Origin of the sequence: Rhodococcus sp. DN22, assembly GCF_036669995.1 — a bacterium.
Taxonomy (GTDB): domain Bacteria; phylum Actinomycetota; class Actinomycetes; order Mycobacteriales; family Mycobacteriaceae; genus Rhodococcus_F; species Rhodococcus_F erythropolis.
In genome coordinates, this window is record NZ_CP133326.1 from 150,817 (window position 1) to 167,443 (window position 16,627).

A 16,627-nucleotide genomic window follows, 5' to 3' on the forward strand; every position below is an offset into this window, starting at 1 on the left:
GTTACTTCTTGCCCTTCGTGGGTTGCGGTTCGTCCAGAGCAGGTACTTCGTTGGGCATGCGCCCGGCCGGAATGATGGCGAGCAGAGAGAGCCCGGCGAGTACGAGCAGCGAGGTTCGCAGTGCGCGCAGGCGCGCTTCGGTGTTGATCCGGATGGCTTCGTCGATCTGTGCCTGTGTCGCGGAGGTGTTTTCGAGCGTCACGACGAGTTGATCGTTGGGGACGAAGTTGACCTGGTCGAGATTGATCCCTGACTCGACCTTGAGCGATGCCGGGATGGTGGGGTTGTCGATCAGCTGCGAGCTGACGAGGGTACCGAGGATTCCGACGGCGAACACGCTGGCCACCGCGATGCCGACGCTCCCGGACATGTTGTGTACCAGTCCTCGCCAGGCGCCGACGTCACCGGCCAGTTCCTTGGGAGCTGCGGTGAGGAGGGTGTTGAACACCAGCGCAACGATGGCGCCCTGCCCGAGGCCGAGGGTGATAAGGCCGATGACAACAAAGATCTGATGCCAGTCACCACGAATGGTGAAGGCCAACAGTATGAGTCCAGCGGCAACAACGACGAACCCGGCTCGTGCGATCAGACGCGGGGAGTACGTCTTGTACAGGCGCGCGACGACGGTGCTCGCGATGAAGATCGAGAGTGTGTACGGGATGATCGAGAATGACGTCTGCAAGCTGCTGCGGCCCTGGATGATCTGCATGTACAGCGGAATGAGGAAGTTGGCCGCGGTTCCCACGAACATCATCGTCGCCATGCAGATCGTGGTGGCGCGCTCGGCGCCGGTCTTGAGGACGTCGAGATTGAAGAGCTGAGGCTTGTTCTGCGCCTTGCGGCTTCGCGTCCACTGGAAGAATCCCTGCGCGCAGATGGTGCCGAGGACTATCAGGATGGCCGCGGGTGAAACACCGATGACCGAGAACGGCGCAGCGTCGGTGGCCAGGATGACGCCCCACGAGTTCAGGCCGCTGAAACCGAAGCTGAGCAGGATGACGGCAACGGCAGCCAGTGCGGCGCCGGCCCAATCGATGGTGATGTCCTTCTGCGGGGGAACAGGTTTGACACGGAAACTCAGGACCAGGTTGACCACGGCGAGCGCCACGACGAGGGCGAAGGAGTAACGCCACCCGATGGTCGTCGCGAAGGAACCGGCGATGAGTAGTGCCAGCACACCGGCTGCGGGGATTGCTGCTGCCAGGTAACCGATGGCCTTTGCCTGCTGATCGCCATTGAAGTTCGTGGCGATGAAAACCGTCAACGCGGGGGCGATGAGAGCGATCACGGCGCCGGACGCGGCTTGCGCCACGAACAGCATTGCCGGGCTCTGGCTCAGAGCGACCGCAGCCATCGCGAGACCGTGAATCGCGACGGCAATCTGGAAGACCAAACGCGTCCCGTAGCGGGCGCCGATCTTGGCGCCCAGCAGAATGAAGGCAGCCATGGCAAAGGTGCCTGCGGTGATCGCGGTGCCGACACTTGTTGCAGGAGTGTCGAGATCGGTGGTGATTCCGGCCATCGAGACGGTAAGCGCATTGACGGCGAACGACGCCTGAATCTGCGTGAGGACCACCACGATCAGTGGTAGCCAGGAGGCGGTGGTTACGGCGGCCGACGTATCGGCTGCGCCAGGCTTTACGGACATCATGGGTCACGCCTTCCTCGACACTGCGTGTACTCGCGGCGTGCCCGGATCAGCCACGCACGGTTACATTAGCCGGAATTGTGCTGAATGGTCGCCTGCAAGTGGTTGGTTTCTTCGCGGTAGACCACCATCTCCCGTTGCAAGGCGCGCCGGAAGCGTGGTTGCTCGGCCAGGAGTACGGCCAGGACGGTCAGCAACAGCCACGTCGCGGCCGCGCTCGCGAGGAGCAACAGGACCGGAATCCACGGCCCACCCATTTGTTCGAGCATCGTCGTCTTGGCCCAGACTCGCCAGTAGAGCATCAGATTGACGATCAGTCCGACACCGTACGAGATGACGAAGGACAGCAGGAACTGCTTCCATGTGCCGTCGTGGCGCCTCGCCGTCATCGGTTCGGCCCGCAGCGGCAAGGCCACGGACATCACGTTGGCGACACCGAGCCACAGCAGGATCATGGTCAGTACCTGACCGCACGCCTTCACCAGATCAGCACTGCTTCCGGAGCGCCACGCGAGGATGGCACTGAGCAAGAACCCGGCGCTGCCGACGAGAAGCAGCATCATCGTATTCTTCGCGACGAGGACGTGCCAGAGCCTGGTTCCGCCGGACAAAGCAGCACGGACGCGGCCGGCGTCGAAGCTGAGCGCATTGGTGCACACGACGCTTCCGACCACACCCGAGAGTGCGTACAGCGCAAGGTAAGGCAGTCGATCTTCCTTGGCGTCCCACTGGAAGAGGCGAATGAATGCCAGGTACCCCAAGCCCATGCCGAGGCTCAGCCCCAGTCGAAAAGCGATCGACCGAGGCTTGCCACTCACGACGTGCCGTGCTTCCTCACGGATCCGGGAGCCGAGACCCTGCACGTGCCGGACGACGGGGTTGCCCGAGTTCAGCGGGACGTAACCGCGAATCGCGGCGGCGACGGTATCGGTATCTCCGGCATCGAGCGCGGCGACGCGTGCTTCGAGAACCGCAAGGTGGGCGGCGCGCAAGGCTATCCGCGCGGTGGTCACCGCGGCGACGGCGTCGGCCTCGGCCTGCGCGGCGGTGCTGATGCCGGCGTCGGCGGGCAGTGGCGGCTGCAACGTCGTGATCAGTTCGAGTTGGCGAGCCATGTGCGGCGACGGCGACAACCCGCTGTACGACGGTCGGCTCAGCGCTGATCGTTCGTCGTCGAGCGAATCACGGACGGACGCGGCGGCCTTGCGGACGGCTGCCGGGTTGTGCCAGCGCACCGACCGGGCATCACGCTCGGCGGCGACGGCCCGGGATGCAACCTCGGTCAGATCCTCCACCGCTGTCAATGTCTGCTCCACTCGGTTTAGGTTGGTTTCATGACCACCAACTCGGAAAAGGAAGATCTTCAGCGGTACCTGCAGGCAGCACGTGACGCGCTCGTCTGGAAGCTCGACGGGCTGTCGGAGTATGACATTCGGCGTCCGATGACCCGGACAGGGACCAACTTGTTGGGACTGGTCAAACACATGATCGGCGTCGAGCTCGGGTATTTCGGTCCGACGTTCGGCCGTCGGGTTCCCGATCTACCGGCGTGGTTGCGTTCGGAGGAACTCAACGTCGACATGTGGGCCCGCGCCGATGAGTCCAGTGCCGACATCGTCGAAACCTATCGCCGCACCTGGGCTTTCGCCGACGCCACGATCGAGCAGCACGATCTGGATGCCCCCGGCTTCGTGAAGCACTGGCCGGAGGATCGTCGCGACGTCACATTGCACCGGATACTCGTTCACGTTGTCACCGAGATCCATCGGCACGCCGGCCACGCGGACATCGTGCGGGAGCTGATCGACGGCGCTGCTGGGATGAAGGCGGGCGACAACAATCTGGCTCCCGGTGATGAGGCGTGGTGGGCCGAGTACAACGACCGTCTGGAGACGGCGGCACGCGAGGCCCACCACGCCTGAACTACTCGAATACCGCTGCCGCACCGATCACCACGACGACGATCGCCGGGCCGACCATGTCGCCGGCCCCACGGGTGATCCGGGAGACGATTTTCTTCTCGCCCATCTTCGCGACTGAGCCGACGAGAACGGCGGCGAGGATGCCGCAATTCTTGACATTGACGTCAACGTCAACACACACTGTGACGGTGACCACCAGCGAAACGCAGGAGCGAGCGCGGACAGCCCGCAAGCTCGGGGACGGTCCACGTCGGGCCGGCCTGCTCGACACCGCTGCCATCTGTTTCGGCGAACTCGGATACGACGCCGTGACCGTCGAGACCATCACCACCAGGGCCGATGTGTCCCGAGCGACCTTCTACGCGTACTTCTCGTCGAAGGACGAGGTCTTTCGTGCCGTCGCCGAAATGATGTGCCGACGGTTTCTCGACGCCCAGCACATGGAGGGGCCAGCGGCCGAGGATCTACGCGAAGTTCTCAGAACGACCACGTCGGCGTTCATCACGGCCGTGTACACCTACGGGGACCTGCTCGCGGTGATCGAGCACCGGGCGCGGGTGGATTCCGAGGTCGAGCGCAGTTGGTCAGCAGTTCGCGAAAAGCTCGTGAGCCGCTACGTACGCTTCGTCGAACGTATTCGACAGGTTCACGATGTAGATCCCTGCGTTTCGCCCCCGGTGCTCGTTCAGATGATCTCGGACGCACAGATGGCCGGTGGAGCACGACTGAGTAAGGCGAGTGTCGAAGAGCAGAACCAGTTCATTGCAGATATGACGACGATGTCCGAACGGTTGATCGGGTTCGAAGAGTCGAAATAGATTTCTTTTACGAATGGAGTGATCGGTGGCAGAACAAGACGTGCTCGAAGCGGCTCTGGCGGAAATCACTGCGCTGCAGCAGGCGCATTGGCCCGCCGGGATTCCCCGCGCCGTCGAGTATCCGCTCGAAGGCGGGGGACTTGTCGACTACTTGCGGCATTGGGCGCTCGAGCGGCCGGATACTCCCGCAATCGTCTTTTACGGCCGCGTCATCACGTACGCCGAGTACGACGAGCTTTCGGATCGTTTTGCCGGATGGCTGCTTTCACTCGGAGTCGAACGAGGTGATCGTGTCGGCGTTCACCTGGTCAACTGCCCGCAGTTCCACATCGCGATGCTCGGCATTCTCAAGGTCGGTGCGGTTCACGTGCCCATCAATCCGCTCTTCCGTGAACACGAATTGATTCACGAACTCAACGATGCCGGCGTCAAGGTCCTACTGACGCAGAACACTTTCTCGAAGCTGGTGAAGAAGGTTCGCTCACAGACTTCACTCGAACACGTCGCGAAGACCGCAGTATCGGACATGCTGACTGCGATCCCCACCGTCGAACTGCCCTTCGAGGTCGACGATCCGCGCCTGAGCGACTGGCAGTCGATCATCACCAGTGAGCGGGCGACTCCCGTTGCCACCGAGCTCGATTCCCTCGCCGCCCTGAACTACACGGGCGGAACGACGGGAATGCCCAAGGGCTGTGAGCACACTCAGCGCCACATGGTTTACACCGCGGCCACCGCGACGCTTGCCGGTGGTGACCAGGTGGGCGCCAATCCGCCGGTATCTCTGGTGTTTCTGCCGATCTTCTGGATCGCGGGTGAGGACTTCGGCATTCTGGTTCCGCTCGTCAACGGCGGAACCGTTGTCCTGCTGAATCGTTGGGATGCGGAGACCACGCTCGACGCGGTCGAGACCTACGGTGTGACCTCGCTGGTCGGAACCGTCGACAATTACGTCGAACTGATGGACACATCAGGGTTCTCGGAGCGAAATCTCTCGACACTCCAGAACGCCATGGCGGTCTCGTTTGTTCTCAAACTCGATCCGGCCACGCGCCAGCGGTGGCGCGAGGCTACCGGCGGTGTTCTGCGCGAAGCGAGCTACGGCATGACCGAAACCCACACCGCGGACACGATCACTCTCGGTTTCCAGGACGGCGACTACGACCTGAAAAGCGAGCCGGTGTTCTGCGGAATTCCGGTGCCCGGTACCGACGTTCTGATCGTCGATCACGACGGCAGGCCGGTTCCCGTCGGTGAGCACGGACAGATCATCGTGCGCAGTCCGTCGATCCTTTCCGCGTACTACCGCAACGAGGCTGCCACCGCCGACGCCATCCGTGACGGCTGGTTGCAGACCGGCGATGTCGGAAAGTTCAGTGAGCGTGGTGGTTTGCACTACCTGGCGCGAAACAAGGAAATGATCAAGACCAACGGCATGAGTGTTTTCCCCTCCGAGGTGGAAGCGCTGCTCATGCTGCACCCGGCGATCGAAAAGGCTGCGGTGGTACCGAAACCGGACCCGGACAAGGGGCAGGTGGCTTTTGCGTTTGTCCAGCTGGTCGAGGGTTCCGACACCGCGGCCGACGAGATCGTCTCGTGGGCCAAGGAGAACATGGCTACGTACAAGGTGCCCGAAGTGGAAGTGCTCGAGGCGCTTCCGATGACTGCAACAGGAAAGGTGCGCAAGGGCGATCTGTTCGAGCGCACTCAGGGGGAAAAGTGAGACTGCTGATTGCGAACCGCGGCGAAATTGCGCTGCGGATCATTCGAACTGCCCGTGAACTCGGGATCGAGACGGTGTCGGTGTACGCCGAGGACGACGCGTCCAGTCCGCACGTCGCGGCGGCCACGGAGTCGGTGCCGCTCGGAGCGTCGGGCGCATCCGCGTACCTGGATCAGAGCACATTGCTGAAGATCGCGGCCGAAACGGGCGCCACGCACGTGCACCCGGGTTACGGATTCCTCAGTGAGAATGCCGAATTCGCGCAGGCGTGTACCGAGGCGGGCATCGTCTTCGTCGGCCCGGGCGCCCAGGTTCTCCGGACTTTCGGCGACAAGGCCAGCGCCCGCACTGCGGCGGTCGACTCCGGCGTACCGGTCCTGCCGTCGACATCGGCGAACGCCGACCTCGACGAGGTGCGTGAATTCTTCGAGCGCAACTCCCGCGGCATCATGATCAAGGCGCTCAGCGGCGGCGGTGGCCGCGGCATGCGCGCGGTGCGCGACCCGAAAGCGCTCGACGACGCGTACCGTGTGTGTGCGGCCGAAGCCCAGTCGGGATTCGGCAGTTCGGCACTGTTCGCCGAGGTACTCAGTGAGCACGCTCGGCACATCGAAGTGCAGATCGTGGCGGCGCCGGGGCAGGGCGGAACCCACGCGATCGCTCTGGGTGACCGTGATTGCAGCGTCCAACGTCGGCATCAGAAGTTGATCGAGGTTGCGCCCGCGCAGGGGCTGTCGGGGGCCCTGCGCGAGCGTCTTCACGCTGCGGCCGCGCGGCTGTGCGCCGAGGTCGGCTACCGAGGCATCGCGACGGTCGAGTTCCTGGTCGAGGAACGCGGATTCGTCTTCCTCGAAGTCAATCCACGAATTCAGGTGGAGCACACGGTGACCGAAGAGGTCACCGGAATCGACCTCGTCGCCGTGCAGCTCGCGATCGCGGACGGAGTTCCGTTCGAGAACCTGGACCTGCCAACAGGGATCACCGCTTTCGAGAAGGCCTCGGAGACAGTCGGATCCGTGGCAAACGCTTCGGGGATTGCGATACAGGCCCGCGTCAACATGGAAACCATGACGCCGGACGGCAATGCGCTGCCGTCCTCCGGCACGCTCGACAACTTCACTCCTCCGGGCGGACCCGGCGTGCGAGTGGACACCTTCGGTACGGTCGGACTCTCGCCGAGTGCGCGTTACGATTCGCTGCTGGCGAAGGTCGTCACCCACACGCGTCGATCGGATTTTCCTGCCGCTGTGCGCAAGTCGATTGCTGCTCTGAGTGAGTTCACCATCGACGGCGTGGCGACCAACCTCGAATTCCTGCAGGCAATACTGTCGGACAAGGACTTCCGCGACGGCCTGGTCGACGTCGACTGGTTGGGTTCTCGATTGGCGGACCTCGTTCCCGAAGCGGGCCCACAAACACCCTCCGCGAGTGTGGACATCGCGCCGGACGAGGACGTGGTCCGTGCACAGATGGCGGGAATCGTCGTCGAACTTGCCGCAGTCGGTGACGGCGTCCATGCGGGTGGCCAGGTCGCCGTCCTCGAAGCGATGAAAATGCAGCATGTTCTCTCGGCGCCCGGTGACCTCGAAGTGGTCCGGATCCTGTCGTCACCGGGGAGATCGGTGAGTGCGGGCGAACCGTTGCTCGTCGTCCGTAGCGCAAGCGCGGGATCGAAGCTCGCCGAGGTCGACGAGGTGGACCTCGACGACGTACGTCCCGATCTGGCGGAGATCATCGCTCGCCACGAGGTGACCCTGGATGCGGCGCGGCCTGCGGCAGTGGCGAAGCGCCACAAGCTGGGGCGGCGGACTGCTCGCGAGAACGTCTACGACCTGGTCGACGACGACAGCCTGGTCGAGTACGGCGCTCTCGCACTGGCTGCGCAGCGCAGTCGGCGAAGCGAGGAAGACTTGATCGCCAACACTCCTGCTGACGGTCTGATCGGCGGAGTGGCGACCATCAGCGGCGGCGAGAGCGTCGTGATCTCGTACGACTACTCGGTGCTGGCCGGTACCCAGGGCATGCGCAATCACGCCAAGACCGACCGCCTGCTCGAGATCGCCGATCGCAAGCGGGTTCCGGTAGTGCTGTTCGCGGAAGGTGGCGGCGGTCGCCCCGGTGACACCGATGCAGGGGCGGGAGCGGGCCTGGAACTGGGGACCTTCCGCGCGATGGCGGCGCTGAGCGGGCGGGTGCCCATGGTCGCCGTCGTGTCCGGTCGTTGTTTCGCGGGCAACGCGGCCCTGGCCGGCGCCTGCGACGTACTGATCGCGACGCCCGACGCCAACATCGGCATGGGCGGCCCTGCCATGGTCGAGGGCGGCGGGCTCGGAAACTTCCGCCCCGAGGACATCGGCCCCATCGACGTGCAGCGCCGTAACGGCGTCGTACACCTGGTGGCTGACGACGACGCTCATGCGGTGGCGCTGGCCAAGCAGTACCTCGGCTACTTCCAGGGCGCGAGCCAGGCGTGGACGGCTCCGGATCCGCGGCTCTCCCGGCACGTGGTCCCGGAGAATCGCCTGCGCTCGTACGACGTTCGTGGAGCGATCGAGGCGATCGCGGACGTCGACAGCGTCCTGGAACTGCGTCGAGATTACGGTCGCGGTGTAGTGACGGCACTCGTTCGTGTCGAAGGAGTTCCGTACGGTGTGCTGGCGAACAGCAGCGAGCATCTCGGCGGAGCGATCGACGCGGAAGCCTCGGACAAGGCTTCGGATTTCCTGGAACTGCTGGAAGCGCACCGTATTCCTCTGGTGACCCTTTGCGACACACCGGGATTCATGGTGGGCCCGGACTCGGAGGAGGAGGCGACGGTCCGAAGGTTCGGCAGATTCTTCGTTGCCGGTGCTCGCCTCACGGTGCCGTTCGGAACGATCATCCTGCGCAAGGGTTACGGGTTGGGCGCCATGGCGATGGCCGGTGGTTCCTTCCACGCACCCGAGTTCACGGTGGCGTGGCCGACCGGCGAGATCGGGCCGATGGGTCTGGAAGGTGCCGTGCGCCTCGGTTTCCGGAAGGAACTCGAATCCGTCGAAGACCCGGAGGCTCGGGAAACTCTGTTCGGTCAGTTCGTGGAACTGGCCTACGCACAGGGCAAGGCATTGATGGCGGCTACCACGTTCGAACTGGACGATGTCATCGATCCCGCCGACACCCGCGCCTGGATCAGGCAGCTCGGCAGAAACAGTTGAGATCCTGCTGATTCGAGCTGTTGCCGCACGTGGGCAGGGCAACTAGCCTTGCCCACGTGTCGGCTGCGCGAGATAACGTCCTGATCATTCATTGGCACGACCTGGGCCGACACCTCGCGAGTTACGGTGTCGCCGGGGTCAACAGCCCCAACCTGGACCGGCTGGCGGCAGAGGGCATCCGGTTCACCGACGCACACGCGACGGCGCCGCTGTGCTCACCTTCGCGCGGTTCTCTCTTCTCGGGCAGGTATCCGCACAACAACGGTCTGATCGGGTTGGCGCACCACGGCTGGGAGTACCACGCTGAGGTGCAGACGCTTCCGCAGATCCTCTCCGACAACGGTTGGTACACCTCGCTCTTCGGCATGCAGCACGAGACTGCGTACCCGAAGCGACTCGGCTATCACGAGTACGACGTCACGAACTCGTTCTGCGACTACGTGGTTCCGCGTGCCCAGAACTGGCTACGACGCTTCCCGCCCGAGCCTTTCCTTCTCACCACGGGGTTCTTCGAAACGCATCGGCCGTACCCGGCCGATCGCTATACCCCGGCGGACACCGCAGCGCTGGAGGTTCCCGGATACCTTCCCGACGTGCCGCAGGTACGCGAGGACTTGGCCGAATTCCACGGCAGCGTAGAGGTAGCGGACGCCGCGGTGGGTGATCTGCTCGGGACTCTCGAGGAAGAGGGGCTCGACGAGAACACGTGGGTCTTCTTCCTCACCGATCACGGCGCCGCGTTCCCACGTGCCAAGTCGACGCTCTACGCCCCCGGCACCGGCATTGCGTTGATCGCTCGCCCTCCGGCTCGGTATCGCAGTGGCGGAAAGGAATACGAGACACTGTTCAGCGGTGTGGATCTTGTTCCGACCATTCTCGATCTCCTCGGTATCGACGTCCCCACCGAGGTGGAAGGGCGCTCGCACGCCGATGCCCTCGTCGATCGTGGAACCGAGCCGTCCGAACCCGTCCGGACCTCCTTGTTCACGGAGAAGACCTTTCACGACAGTTTCGATCCCATTCGCGCGGTGCGCACCAAGGACTACAGCTACATCGAGAACTACGCTGTCCGCCCCGCTCTGGATCTACCGCTCGACATAGAGGACAGTCTTTCCGGAAAGGCGCTCGGCACCGAGCATCTGGCGGTACGCGCACCCCGGGAGCTGTACGACCTTCGTGCCGACCCCGACGAGAAGATCAATCTGATCGATCGACCGGAAGTCTCGGCAATACAGGCGGAATTGTCCTCGCAGCTTCACACGTGGCGCGCCGAAACGGATGATCGTCTCCCGGACGAGGCATTGGGAAGCGCGATGGCGGTGCATCGCATGGCGGCCTACCTCGAGAAGATCGGTGTCCGACCCAACGTGCGGTCCGCCTACAGTGCGGACCGCGGTTACCTCGAGTCGGACACCGAAAACCCCTAGGGCCTAGCGGTTTCGCGCTCCTCCAACAATTCGATGACCCGCCCGACCAGTTCGTTGATGTCAGCGCCTGTCGTGTCGAAAGCCAGGTCCGGGTCCTCCGGAGTCTCGTACGGTGCATCGATTCCGGTGAGCCCCTTCAGTTCACCGGCTCGCGCACGCGCGTACAGGCCCTTGGGATCTCGGCGTTCGCATTCTTCGACGGGAGTGGTGACGGCAACTTCGAGGAAAGTGAGCCCGGCAGCTTCGTTGAGAGCACGCGCAATTGCCCGATCCGAACGCAGCGGTGAGACCATCGACGCGATGGCCACGACGCCGGCGTCGGCGAACAGTCGAGTGAGATGTCCGACGCGCCGGATGTTCTCGGCCCGGTCTCCCGGCGAGAACCCGAGATCGTCGGAGATACCGTGGCGGACGTTGTCACCGTCCAGGAGATACGCGGTGCGTCCCGCGTCGACCAGCGCACGTTCGACAGCCACAGCGACGGTGGATTTTCCGGAGGCAGGTAGGCCGGTCAACCAGATCGTCGCGCCCTTCTGGGTCGTCGACGCCCACCGCCGCTGACGTTCGAGTGAAGACGGATGCCACTTGATGTCGTTGCGGGTCTGCTCACCGGGAACGACGACGCGTGGCTCGAGAATGGTGCCGGCGCCGACGGTGTCGTTGCTCTGCTCGTCGATCAGAATGAAAGCGCCGGAGTCCCGATTCTGGTCGTAGGTGTCGGCGACCACCACGGAACTGGTTCGGAGCGTGACCGTTCCGATGTCGTTGAGCCCCAGTTCGACTGGGCTGTCCTGCTCGTCGAGCGTCTCGGGGTCGAGTCGGGTGTGCAGTTCTTGGACCGTCGCGCGCACGGTCCGGGACGTATGTTTGAGCGCTATCCTATCGCCGGCTCGCAGTGGAGTGTTCGACAACCAGCAGATCGTGGCTTCGAGTTCTCGGGCCAGAACCGGCAAATGGGCCTGCGCACCGCCGCTGACCAGAACGTCGCCACGTCCGACATCGATGTCGTCGGCCAGTTCCACCGAAACCGACAGTGGTGCAACGGCAGTACTGCGGTTGTCGTCGAGGGTGTCCAGGCTGATCACGGTGCTCTTCGATCCGGACGGCAGTACCACTACCTCGTCTCCGACGCTCAGTGTGCCCGCCGAAATTCGGCCGGTGTACCGGCGCCGATTCTGCGGATCGGGGCGCGAAACCCACTGCACGGGAAGCCGAAGTTCCTCGATGTGGGTCGCGGGCGCATGGAGTTCGACGCCTTCGAGATATTCGAGAAGTGTCGGCCCGTTGTACCACTCGGTGTTCTCCGAGCGGGTCACGACATTGTCGCCGGCTTTCGCGGAGACGGGGATGGCAAGTACGTCGCCTCGCCCGAGCTGGCGTGCCAATACCCGCAATTCTTCCTGTACCTGCGCGAATCTCGCTTCGTCGAAGCCCACCAGATCGATCTTGTTCACCACGGCCACAAGGTTCGGAACACCCAGTAGCGCTGCGATTCTGGCATGCCGACGCGTCTGACGCAGCACGCCGGTTCTCGCGTCGACCAGCAGGACCGCTACGTGAGCGTTGGACGCGCCGGTGAACATGTTGCGCGTGTAGCGCTCGTGTCCCGGGGTGTCGGCAAGTACGTAACTTCTGGTCGGAGTGGAGAAGAATCGGTACGCGACGTCGATCGTGATGCCCTGTTCGCGCTCGGCGCGCAATCCGTCGGAGAGTGCAGCCAGGTCGGCGACACCGTGCTCGTCGGTCACGGAATCGAGGTGATCGGTAGGCAGACTGTCGGTGTCGTGCAACAGTCGGCCGATCAGCGTGCTCTTGCCGTCGTCGACGCTACCCGCCGTGGCCAGCCGCAGGAGTTGGCGAGTGATGGTGGTGGTCATCAGAAGTAGCCCTCACGCTTTCGGTCTTCCATCGCGGCGACCGAGGTTCGGTCGTCTGCGCGAGTCTCGCCTCGTTCGGAAACCGTCGCGGCCGAGATCTCGGTGACGACGTCGTCGATGGTGGTGGCGTGCGATCGAACGGCGCCGGTGATGGTCAGATCGCCGACGGTTCGATATCGCACCCACTCGGTCGTTGCCGCGGCGTTCTCGGCGTCGGTGCTGAATTCCGAAGCAGCGACGAGCATTCCGTCGCGCTCGAATACCCGCCGTTCGTGCGCGAAATAGATGGGCGGCAGTTCCAGCTCCTCCTGGGCTATGTAGCGCCAGATGTCGAGTTCTGTCCAGTTGCTCAGCGGGAAGACACGAACGGACTCTCCGCGCCTGATCCGACCGTTGTAGAGCGACCACGGTTCGGCCCGTTGCGCCCGAGGGTCCCACTGGCCGAACTCGTCACGGAAGCTCAGGACTCGCTCCTTGGCTCGCGCACGTTCCTCGTCCCGGCGGGCGCCGCCGAATGCGGCGTCGAATCGCCCGCCTTCGAGAGCGTCGAGCAGAGTTCTGGTCTGCAGGCGGTTTCGCGATCCGCTGGTCTCGGTCGACTCCTGCACTCGACCCTGGTCGATCGAATCCTGAACGGAAGCAACCAGAAGTGTGTGCCCGCCCTCCTTGATTCGGCGGTCGCGAAATTCGATGACTTCCTCGAAATTGTGACCGGTGTCGACGTGTAGGACGGGGAAAGGGAGTGGGGAGGGTCGAAACGCCTTCTCGGCGAGTCGAAGCAGGACTATCGAGTCCTTGCCGGCTGAGAAGAGCAGTACCGGTCTTTCGAGTTCTGCCACCACCTCTCGAATGATGTGAACCGCTTCGGATTCGAGAACTCGGAGTTCGTCGACAACATCGGTGACGGTGCTCATGTGACGGGGTATCCGTTCTGTTCGGCGTCGATGCGGTAGCGCTGCACCCATTCGCGGGAGCGTCCGTCGCTCTGACGACGCAGCGGCGGTGGTGGGGCCAGTTGTCCGTCGAGACCGAGGGAAATGAGAGTTTTTGCGACCACGGACTGCGGGTCTTCGGTGAGATCGCGGAACCCGATCTCGATGGGGGAGATGTCCTCTTCCTCGAACCAGCGCTTCCACTGTCGTTCCTGCTCACCGAGAATCGTCACCAGGTGTGCGATTCCGAGCGCGTTGTACTGCGCACCGTCCGAGAGATTCGGTGGGGTCGCGTCGTCGCGCCAGACCTGCGTCTGCACGGCTCGCCACATCGATACAGCCTGAGCGACAAGATCTTCTCGATAGACGTGGATGAACTGCAGGTCGTGATCGAGAGTGTCGTGGAGTGCGGAACGTAGATCTGTCCCACTGCGCCACGGCAATCCGGCTGCGCGATCGAGCAGGAGCGGTGTCTGATTCCACATCAGCTTGCCGCCCCAGACTCCGTTGGGTGTTCGGCCGAGTTCGAGAAGTTGTGTGCGCCACTGCTCGGAGGTGCGGGTGTCCGGCGTACCCGGGTGGAACGGGGCGAGCAGACCCAAGACGGACTCGTCCGTGACGTCTTCGAACCACTGCCTCGGTTGCGGCGAACGCGAGGTCTCGGGGAGGTACTGGAAGAACTCTTCCGGCTCACCCGCGACCCCTGTTGCTCGCAGGGATTCGACCAGCAAAGTACTGCCACTGCGCTGCGAAGCGCAGACGAGAAACGAGCGTTGGGCCTCCGTCATGCGAGCAACGCTAAGGGTGGCCGGAAACCGCCGCAAGCTGGGAAAATAAACTCACGTAGAGGTTAAATCTCGACGTGAAACGTTAAATGTGCGGGTCACGAAATCTTGTGCTGAGGCACGTCTTACGCAGTTGTCGCAAGGGCCGCGGCGAGCCCGAATGCGATGGCCATGAAGACAACTTCACCGATGGCGCGGCGCAGGGATCCGTCCGAACTCATGCGGTGTGCAGCACTTGCGACCACCCATGTCCGGCGCCACCACCATCCCAGTGCGACGAGCATTGCGATCGCCACGATCTTGGCGAGGATCACCCGGCCGTAAGCGGTGTCGTAGAAGGCGGAGAGCGAGTCGAGTCGCACGACGGCGTTGACGATACCGGTGACGACCAACGCGAGGACACATCGCCAGGCGAGGGCGGAGTACCTGGGCAACCAGATCGCCCAGGCACCGCGCGACGGTACGGCAAGCGCGAGTGCGGCGAGCACGCCGAACCACAAGGCCGCAGCGAGGACGTGAACGGCGTCGAGGATCGATCCGAAGCTCTGCTGCGCCATGTGCCCGGTGATCGGGCGGGCAGCGAGCGCCAACGCGGAGACGACCAATGCCGGTGCGACCGGCACCGTCTCGGGATTGGTGAACCCGTAGATGCCGTAACAGACCACGGCAAACGCGCACGCGATGATCGCGACACCGACGCGGCCGACGTTGACCTCGGAGACGAATGCGCCGAAGTGCCCGATGGTCAGTGAGGTGACCGGGGCGCCGTCTGCCGCTGCGGCATTGAGCACGAGGAGCGTGATCTCGGCGACGAGCCAAACCGCTGCCGCCGCGGTGAGCTGAGTCCACATGATCGCGGGGGTTGTTGCCGGACGGCGTTCACTGCGGCCCATCCAGGCAAGCGTCGCGATGCCGAGCGTCAACGAGCCGCATCCGATCGCGAGAACGCGTACAGTGCTCGACGATTCGGGTCCCGACGGACTCGCGAGGCCCCAGGCGATGAGGACTCCCAGCAGAGCTGTGGGTACGGCAAACAGCAACCACCACCTGTTTGCCGTACCCGTCACGCGATCAGCTCGACTTCGGCTTACGCAGCACGAAGAACAGCGCACCGCCGAACACGACGACGCCGGCGACGATGAAGATCCACACCGGCATGCTGCCGGACTCCGACTCACCCGTACTCGACGCGGCGGCAGCGCCGGGAGTGCCCGACCCCGCCTCGGTGAGGGTGAAGGTCAGTGTTCCGTTGACGGGGTGACCGTCGGCGGAAGTGACGCGGTACGCGATGGTGTAGACGCCGGTCGGCCCGAGATCGCCGAGGTCTGCACTGACAGTGGGTCCTTCGACGGACGGATCGCTCTTGGTCCAGAGGTTGCCGTCCGGGCCGGTGACCGTCAGTGCCGCGAACTGCGCCTGCAGAGCCTCGTTGAACGTGACCGAAACCTTGTCAGGCGCAACCTGAATGGACGCGCCGTTTTCCGGGTTGGAGCCGACAACCGCGGAGTGCGCACTGGCCGTGCCCATTCCGAGCATCGTGGCCAGCATCGCGAGCATGCCGACGGCGATGACCTTGATCCGGGTACTCATCAGCGCTTGCTCCTGACCAGTGCGCCGAGGCCGAGTGCAGCGCCCAAGGCGCCGAGCACCAGGCCGACGCCGCCGAGCCAGCGCGCGGTGTTGTCTGACGAAGAAGATTCGGAAGCAGCGGACGTCTCGGCAGTGTTATCGGCAGCAGGCGCTCCGTGAGCATCGCCGGTGGATGCGGCGAGAGTCAGCGTCGGCGCGGGCTTGTCCGGCTCGCTGCCGTCGGCAAGTTCTTCCTGATCCCAGTTGACGACGTTGCCGTCGCTGTACGTCTGCACGGCCTTGAACTCGACCTCTTCCTGCTCCGGCAGCGGGCCGGCGGAAAGAACGAACTGCTGGAACTGGCCGGGGGCGATTCCGACGCCGGGGTCGGCCGTCCAGGTCACGGACTTCGCGACCAGCGAGGTGGGGTCCTTCTCGACGACGGCGGTCCAACCGGGCATCGGTTCGGTGCGTGCCGACTTGAGGTCGGGGAGGGCCACCGTCAGCTTGGTGGTCGAAGCGGTGTCGGATTCGGTGGGCACGCGGAACGTGAGAACGGAGTATCCGCCCTGCGTAGCTCCTGGTGCGACGACGCTGACGTGTGCTGAAGCAATTCCGGCGGCCAGCAGCACAGCGCTGCCGGTAGCGACGGTCGTGACAACCGCACGCGAAATCAGGGTGTTCTTCATGTCGGGAAGTGTCCTCTTGGTCTGGTGAAGGGGTGGGGAGTTC

General features: G+C 63.9%; 14 protein-coding genes. 5 read left to right on the forward strand and 9 right to left on the reverse strand.

All coding sequences use genetic code 11. From position 1 onward, the window contains the following. Nucleotide 1 precedes the first annotated feature (1 nt). Together RA302_RS00660 and RA302_RS00665 are read right to left on the reverse strand one after the other, a co-directional pair. Nucleotides 2-1,651: an MFS transporter gene (locus RA302_RS00660; protein ID WP_019746318.1), complete on the reverse strand. Its 1,650-nt coding sequence runs from the start codon at nt 1,649-1,651 to the stop codon at nt 2-4. Between the two features lie 65 nt (nt 1,652-1,716). Then, nucleotides 1,717-2,964 carry a hypothetical protein gene (locus tag RA302_RS00665; protein ID WP_166501601.1) on the reverse strand — a complete coding sequence of 416 codons (1,248 nt, stop codon included), beginning with the start codon at nt 2,962-2,964 and terminating at the stop codon, nt 1,717-1,719. Nucleotides 2,965-2,982: 18 nt separating this feature from the next. On the opposite strand from RA302_RS00665, the gene RA302_RS00670 reads away from it, so the two are divergent. Continuing rightward, the gene (locus tag RA302_RS00670; RefSeq protein WP_019746321.1) at nt 2,983-3,570 is read left to right on the forward strand and encodes a DinB family protein; all 588 of its coding nucleotides are present in this window, start codon (nt 2,983-2,985) and stop codon (nt 3,568-3,570) included. Nucleotide 3,571: 1 nt separating this feature from the next. Here RA302_RS00670 and RA302_RS00675 read toward each other — a convergent pair whose 3' ends face one another. Continuing rightward, nucleotides 3,572-3,751 (reverse strand): hypothetical protein, encoded by a 180-nt coding sequence (locus RA302_RS00675; RefSeq protein WP_060938715.1) that lies wholly within the window; start codon nt 3,749-3,751, stop codon nt 3,572-3,574. Between the two features lies 1 nt (nt 3,752). Here RA302_RS00675 and RA302_RS00680 point away from each other — a divergent pair, with 1 nt between their 5' ends. Genes RA302_RS00680 through RA302_RS00695 form a run of 4 tightly spaced genes read left to right on the forward strand, consistent with a single transcriptional unit; the run spans nt 3,753 to nt 10,732 of the window. Next, nucleotides 3,753-4,388: a TetR/AcrR family transcriptional regulator gene (locus RA302_RS00680; protein WP_021332686.1), complete on the forward strand. Its 636-nt coding sequence runs from the start codon at nt 3,753-3,755 to the stop codon at nt 4,386-4,388. 25 nt (nt 4,389-4,413) lie between these two features. Next, complete coding sequence (locus RA302_RS00685; RefSeq protein ID WP_029254154.1) at nt 4,414-6,111, forward strand: AMP-binding protein; 1,698 nt, start codon at nt 4,414-4,416, stop codon at nt 6,109-6,111. After that, nucleotides 6,108-9,305, forward strand: a complete 3,198-nt coding sequence (locus tag RA302_RS00690) for a carboxyl transferase domain-containing protein (protein ID WP_166501602.1) — start codon at nt 6,108-6,110, stop codon at nt 9,303-9,305. Before RA302_RS00685 ends, RA302_RS00690 begins: the two co-directional genes overlap by 4 nt. Before the next feature lie 56 nt (nt 9,306-9,361). Continuing rightward, nucleotides 9,362-10,732: a sulfatase gene (locus tag RA302_RS00695; protein ID WP_020905704.1), complete on the forward strand. Its 1,371-nt coding sequence runs from the start codon at nt 9,362-9,364 to the stop codon at nt 10,730-10,732. Here the strand turns inward: RA302_RS00695 and cysC are convergent. The 6 genes from cysC to RA302_RS00725 all read right to left on the reverse strand — a co-directional run bounded on the left by cysC (nt 10,729) and on the right by RA302_RS00725 (nt 16,584). Then, nucleotides 10,729-12,609: an adenylyl-sulfate kinase gene (cysC, locus tag RA302_RS00700; protein WP_166501603.1), complete on the reverse strand. Its 1,881-nt coding sequence runs from the start codon at nt 12,607-12,609 to the stop codon at nt 10,729-10,731. The two genes, RA302_RS00695 and cysC, sit on opposite strands and share 4 nt — an antisense overlap. Next, complete coding sequence (gene cysD / locus RA302_RS00705; protein WP_166501604.1) at nt 12,609-13,523, reverse strand: sulfate adenylyltransferase subunit CysD; 915 nt, start codon at nt 13,521-13,523, stop codon at nt 12,609-12,611. The genes cysC and cysD overlap by 1 nt, the downstream gene beginning before the upstream one ends. Then, nucleotides 13,520-14,329, reverse strand: a complete 810-nt coding sequence (locus tag RA302_RS00710; protein WP_166501605.1) for a Stf0 family sulfotransferase — start codon at nt 14,327-14,329, stop codon at nt 13,520-13,522. Before RA302_RS00710 ends, cysD begins: the two co-directional genes overlap by 4 nt. 122 nt (nt 14,330-14,451) lie before the next feature. Continuing rightward, nucleotides 14,452-15,393 carry a CopD family protein gene (locus RA302_RS00715; RefSeq protein ID WP_019746330.1) on the reverse strand — a complete coding sequence of 314 codons (942 nt, stop codon included), beginning with the start codon at nt 15,391-15,393 and terminating at the stop codon, nt 14,452-14,454. A 4-nt stretch (nt 15,394-15,397) separates the two neighbouring features. Then, nucleotides 15,398-15,916, reverse strand: a complete 519-nt coding sequence (locus RA302_RS00720; RefSeq protein WP_020905707.1) for a copper resistance CopC family protein — start codon at nt 15,914-15,916, stop codon at nt 15,398-15,400. Beyond that, nucleotides 15,916-16,584, reverse strand: coding sequence for a YcnI family protein (locus tag RA302_RS00725; RefSeq protein ID WP_020905708.1), 669 nt, complete (start codon nt 16,582-16,584; stop codon nt 15,916-15,918). Before RA302_RS00725 ends, RA302_RS00720 begins: the two co-directional genes overlap by 1 nt. Nucleotides 16,585-16,627 lie beyond the last annotated feature (43 nt).

Coding starts and splice junctions, on each gene's coding strand:
- RA302_RS00720 (WP_020905707.1), bottom strand. CDS start 15,916: ATGAGTACCCGGATCAAGGTCATCGCCGTCGGCATGCTCGCGATGCTG.
- cysC (WP_166501603.1), bottom strand. CDS start 12,609: ATGACCACCACCATCACTCGCCAACTCCTGCGGCTGGCCACGGCGGGT.
- RA302_RS00710 (WP_166501605.1), bottom strand. CDS start 14,329: ATGACGGAGGCCCAACGCTCGTTTCTCGTCTGCGCTTCGCAGCGCAGT.
- RA302_RS00725 (WP_020905708.1), bottom strand. CDS start 16,584: ATGAAGAACACCCTGATTTCGCGTGCGGTTGTCACGACCGTCGCTACC.
- RA302_RS00670 (WP_019746321.1), top strand. CDS start 2,983: ATGACCACCAACTCGGAAAAGGAAGATCTTCAGCGGTACCTGCAGGCA.
- RA302_RS00660 (WP_019746318.1), bottom strand. CDS start 1,651: ATGATGTCCGTAAAGCCTGGCGCAGCCGATACGTCGGCCGCCGTAACC.
- cysD (WP_166501604.1), bottom strand. CDS start 13,523: ATGAGCACCGTCACCGATGTTGTCGACGAACTCCGAGTTCTCGAATCC.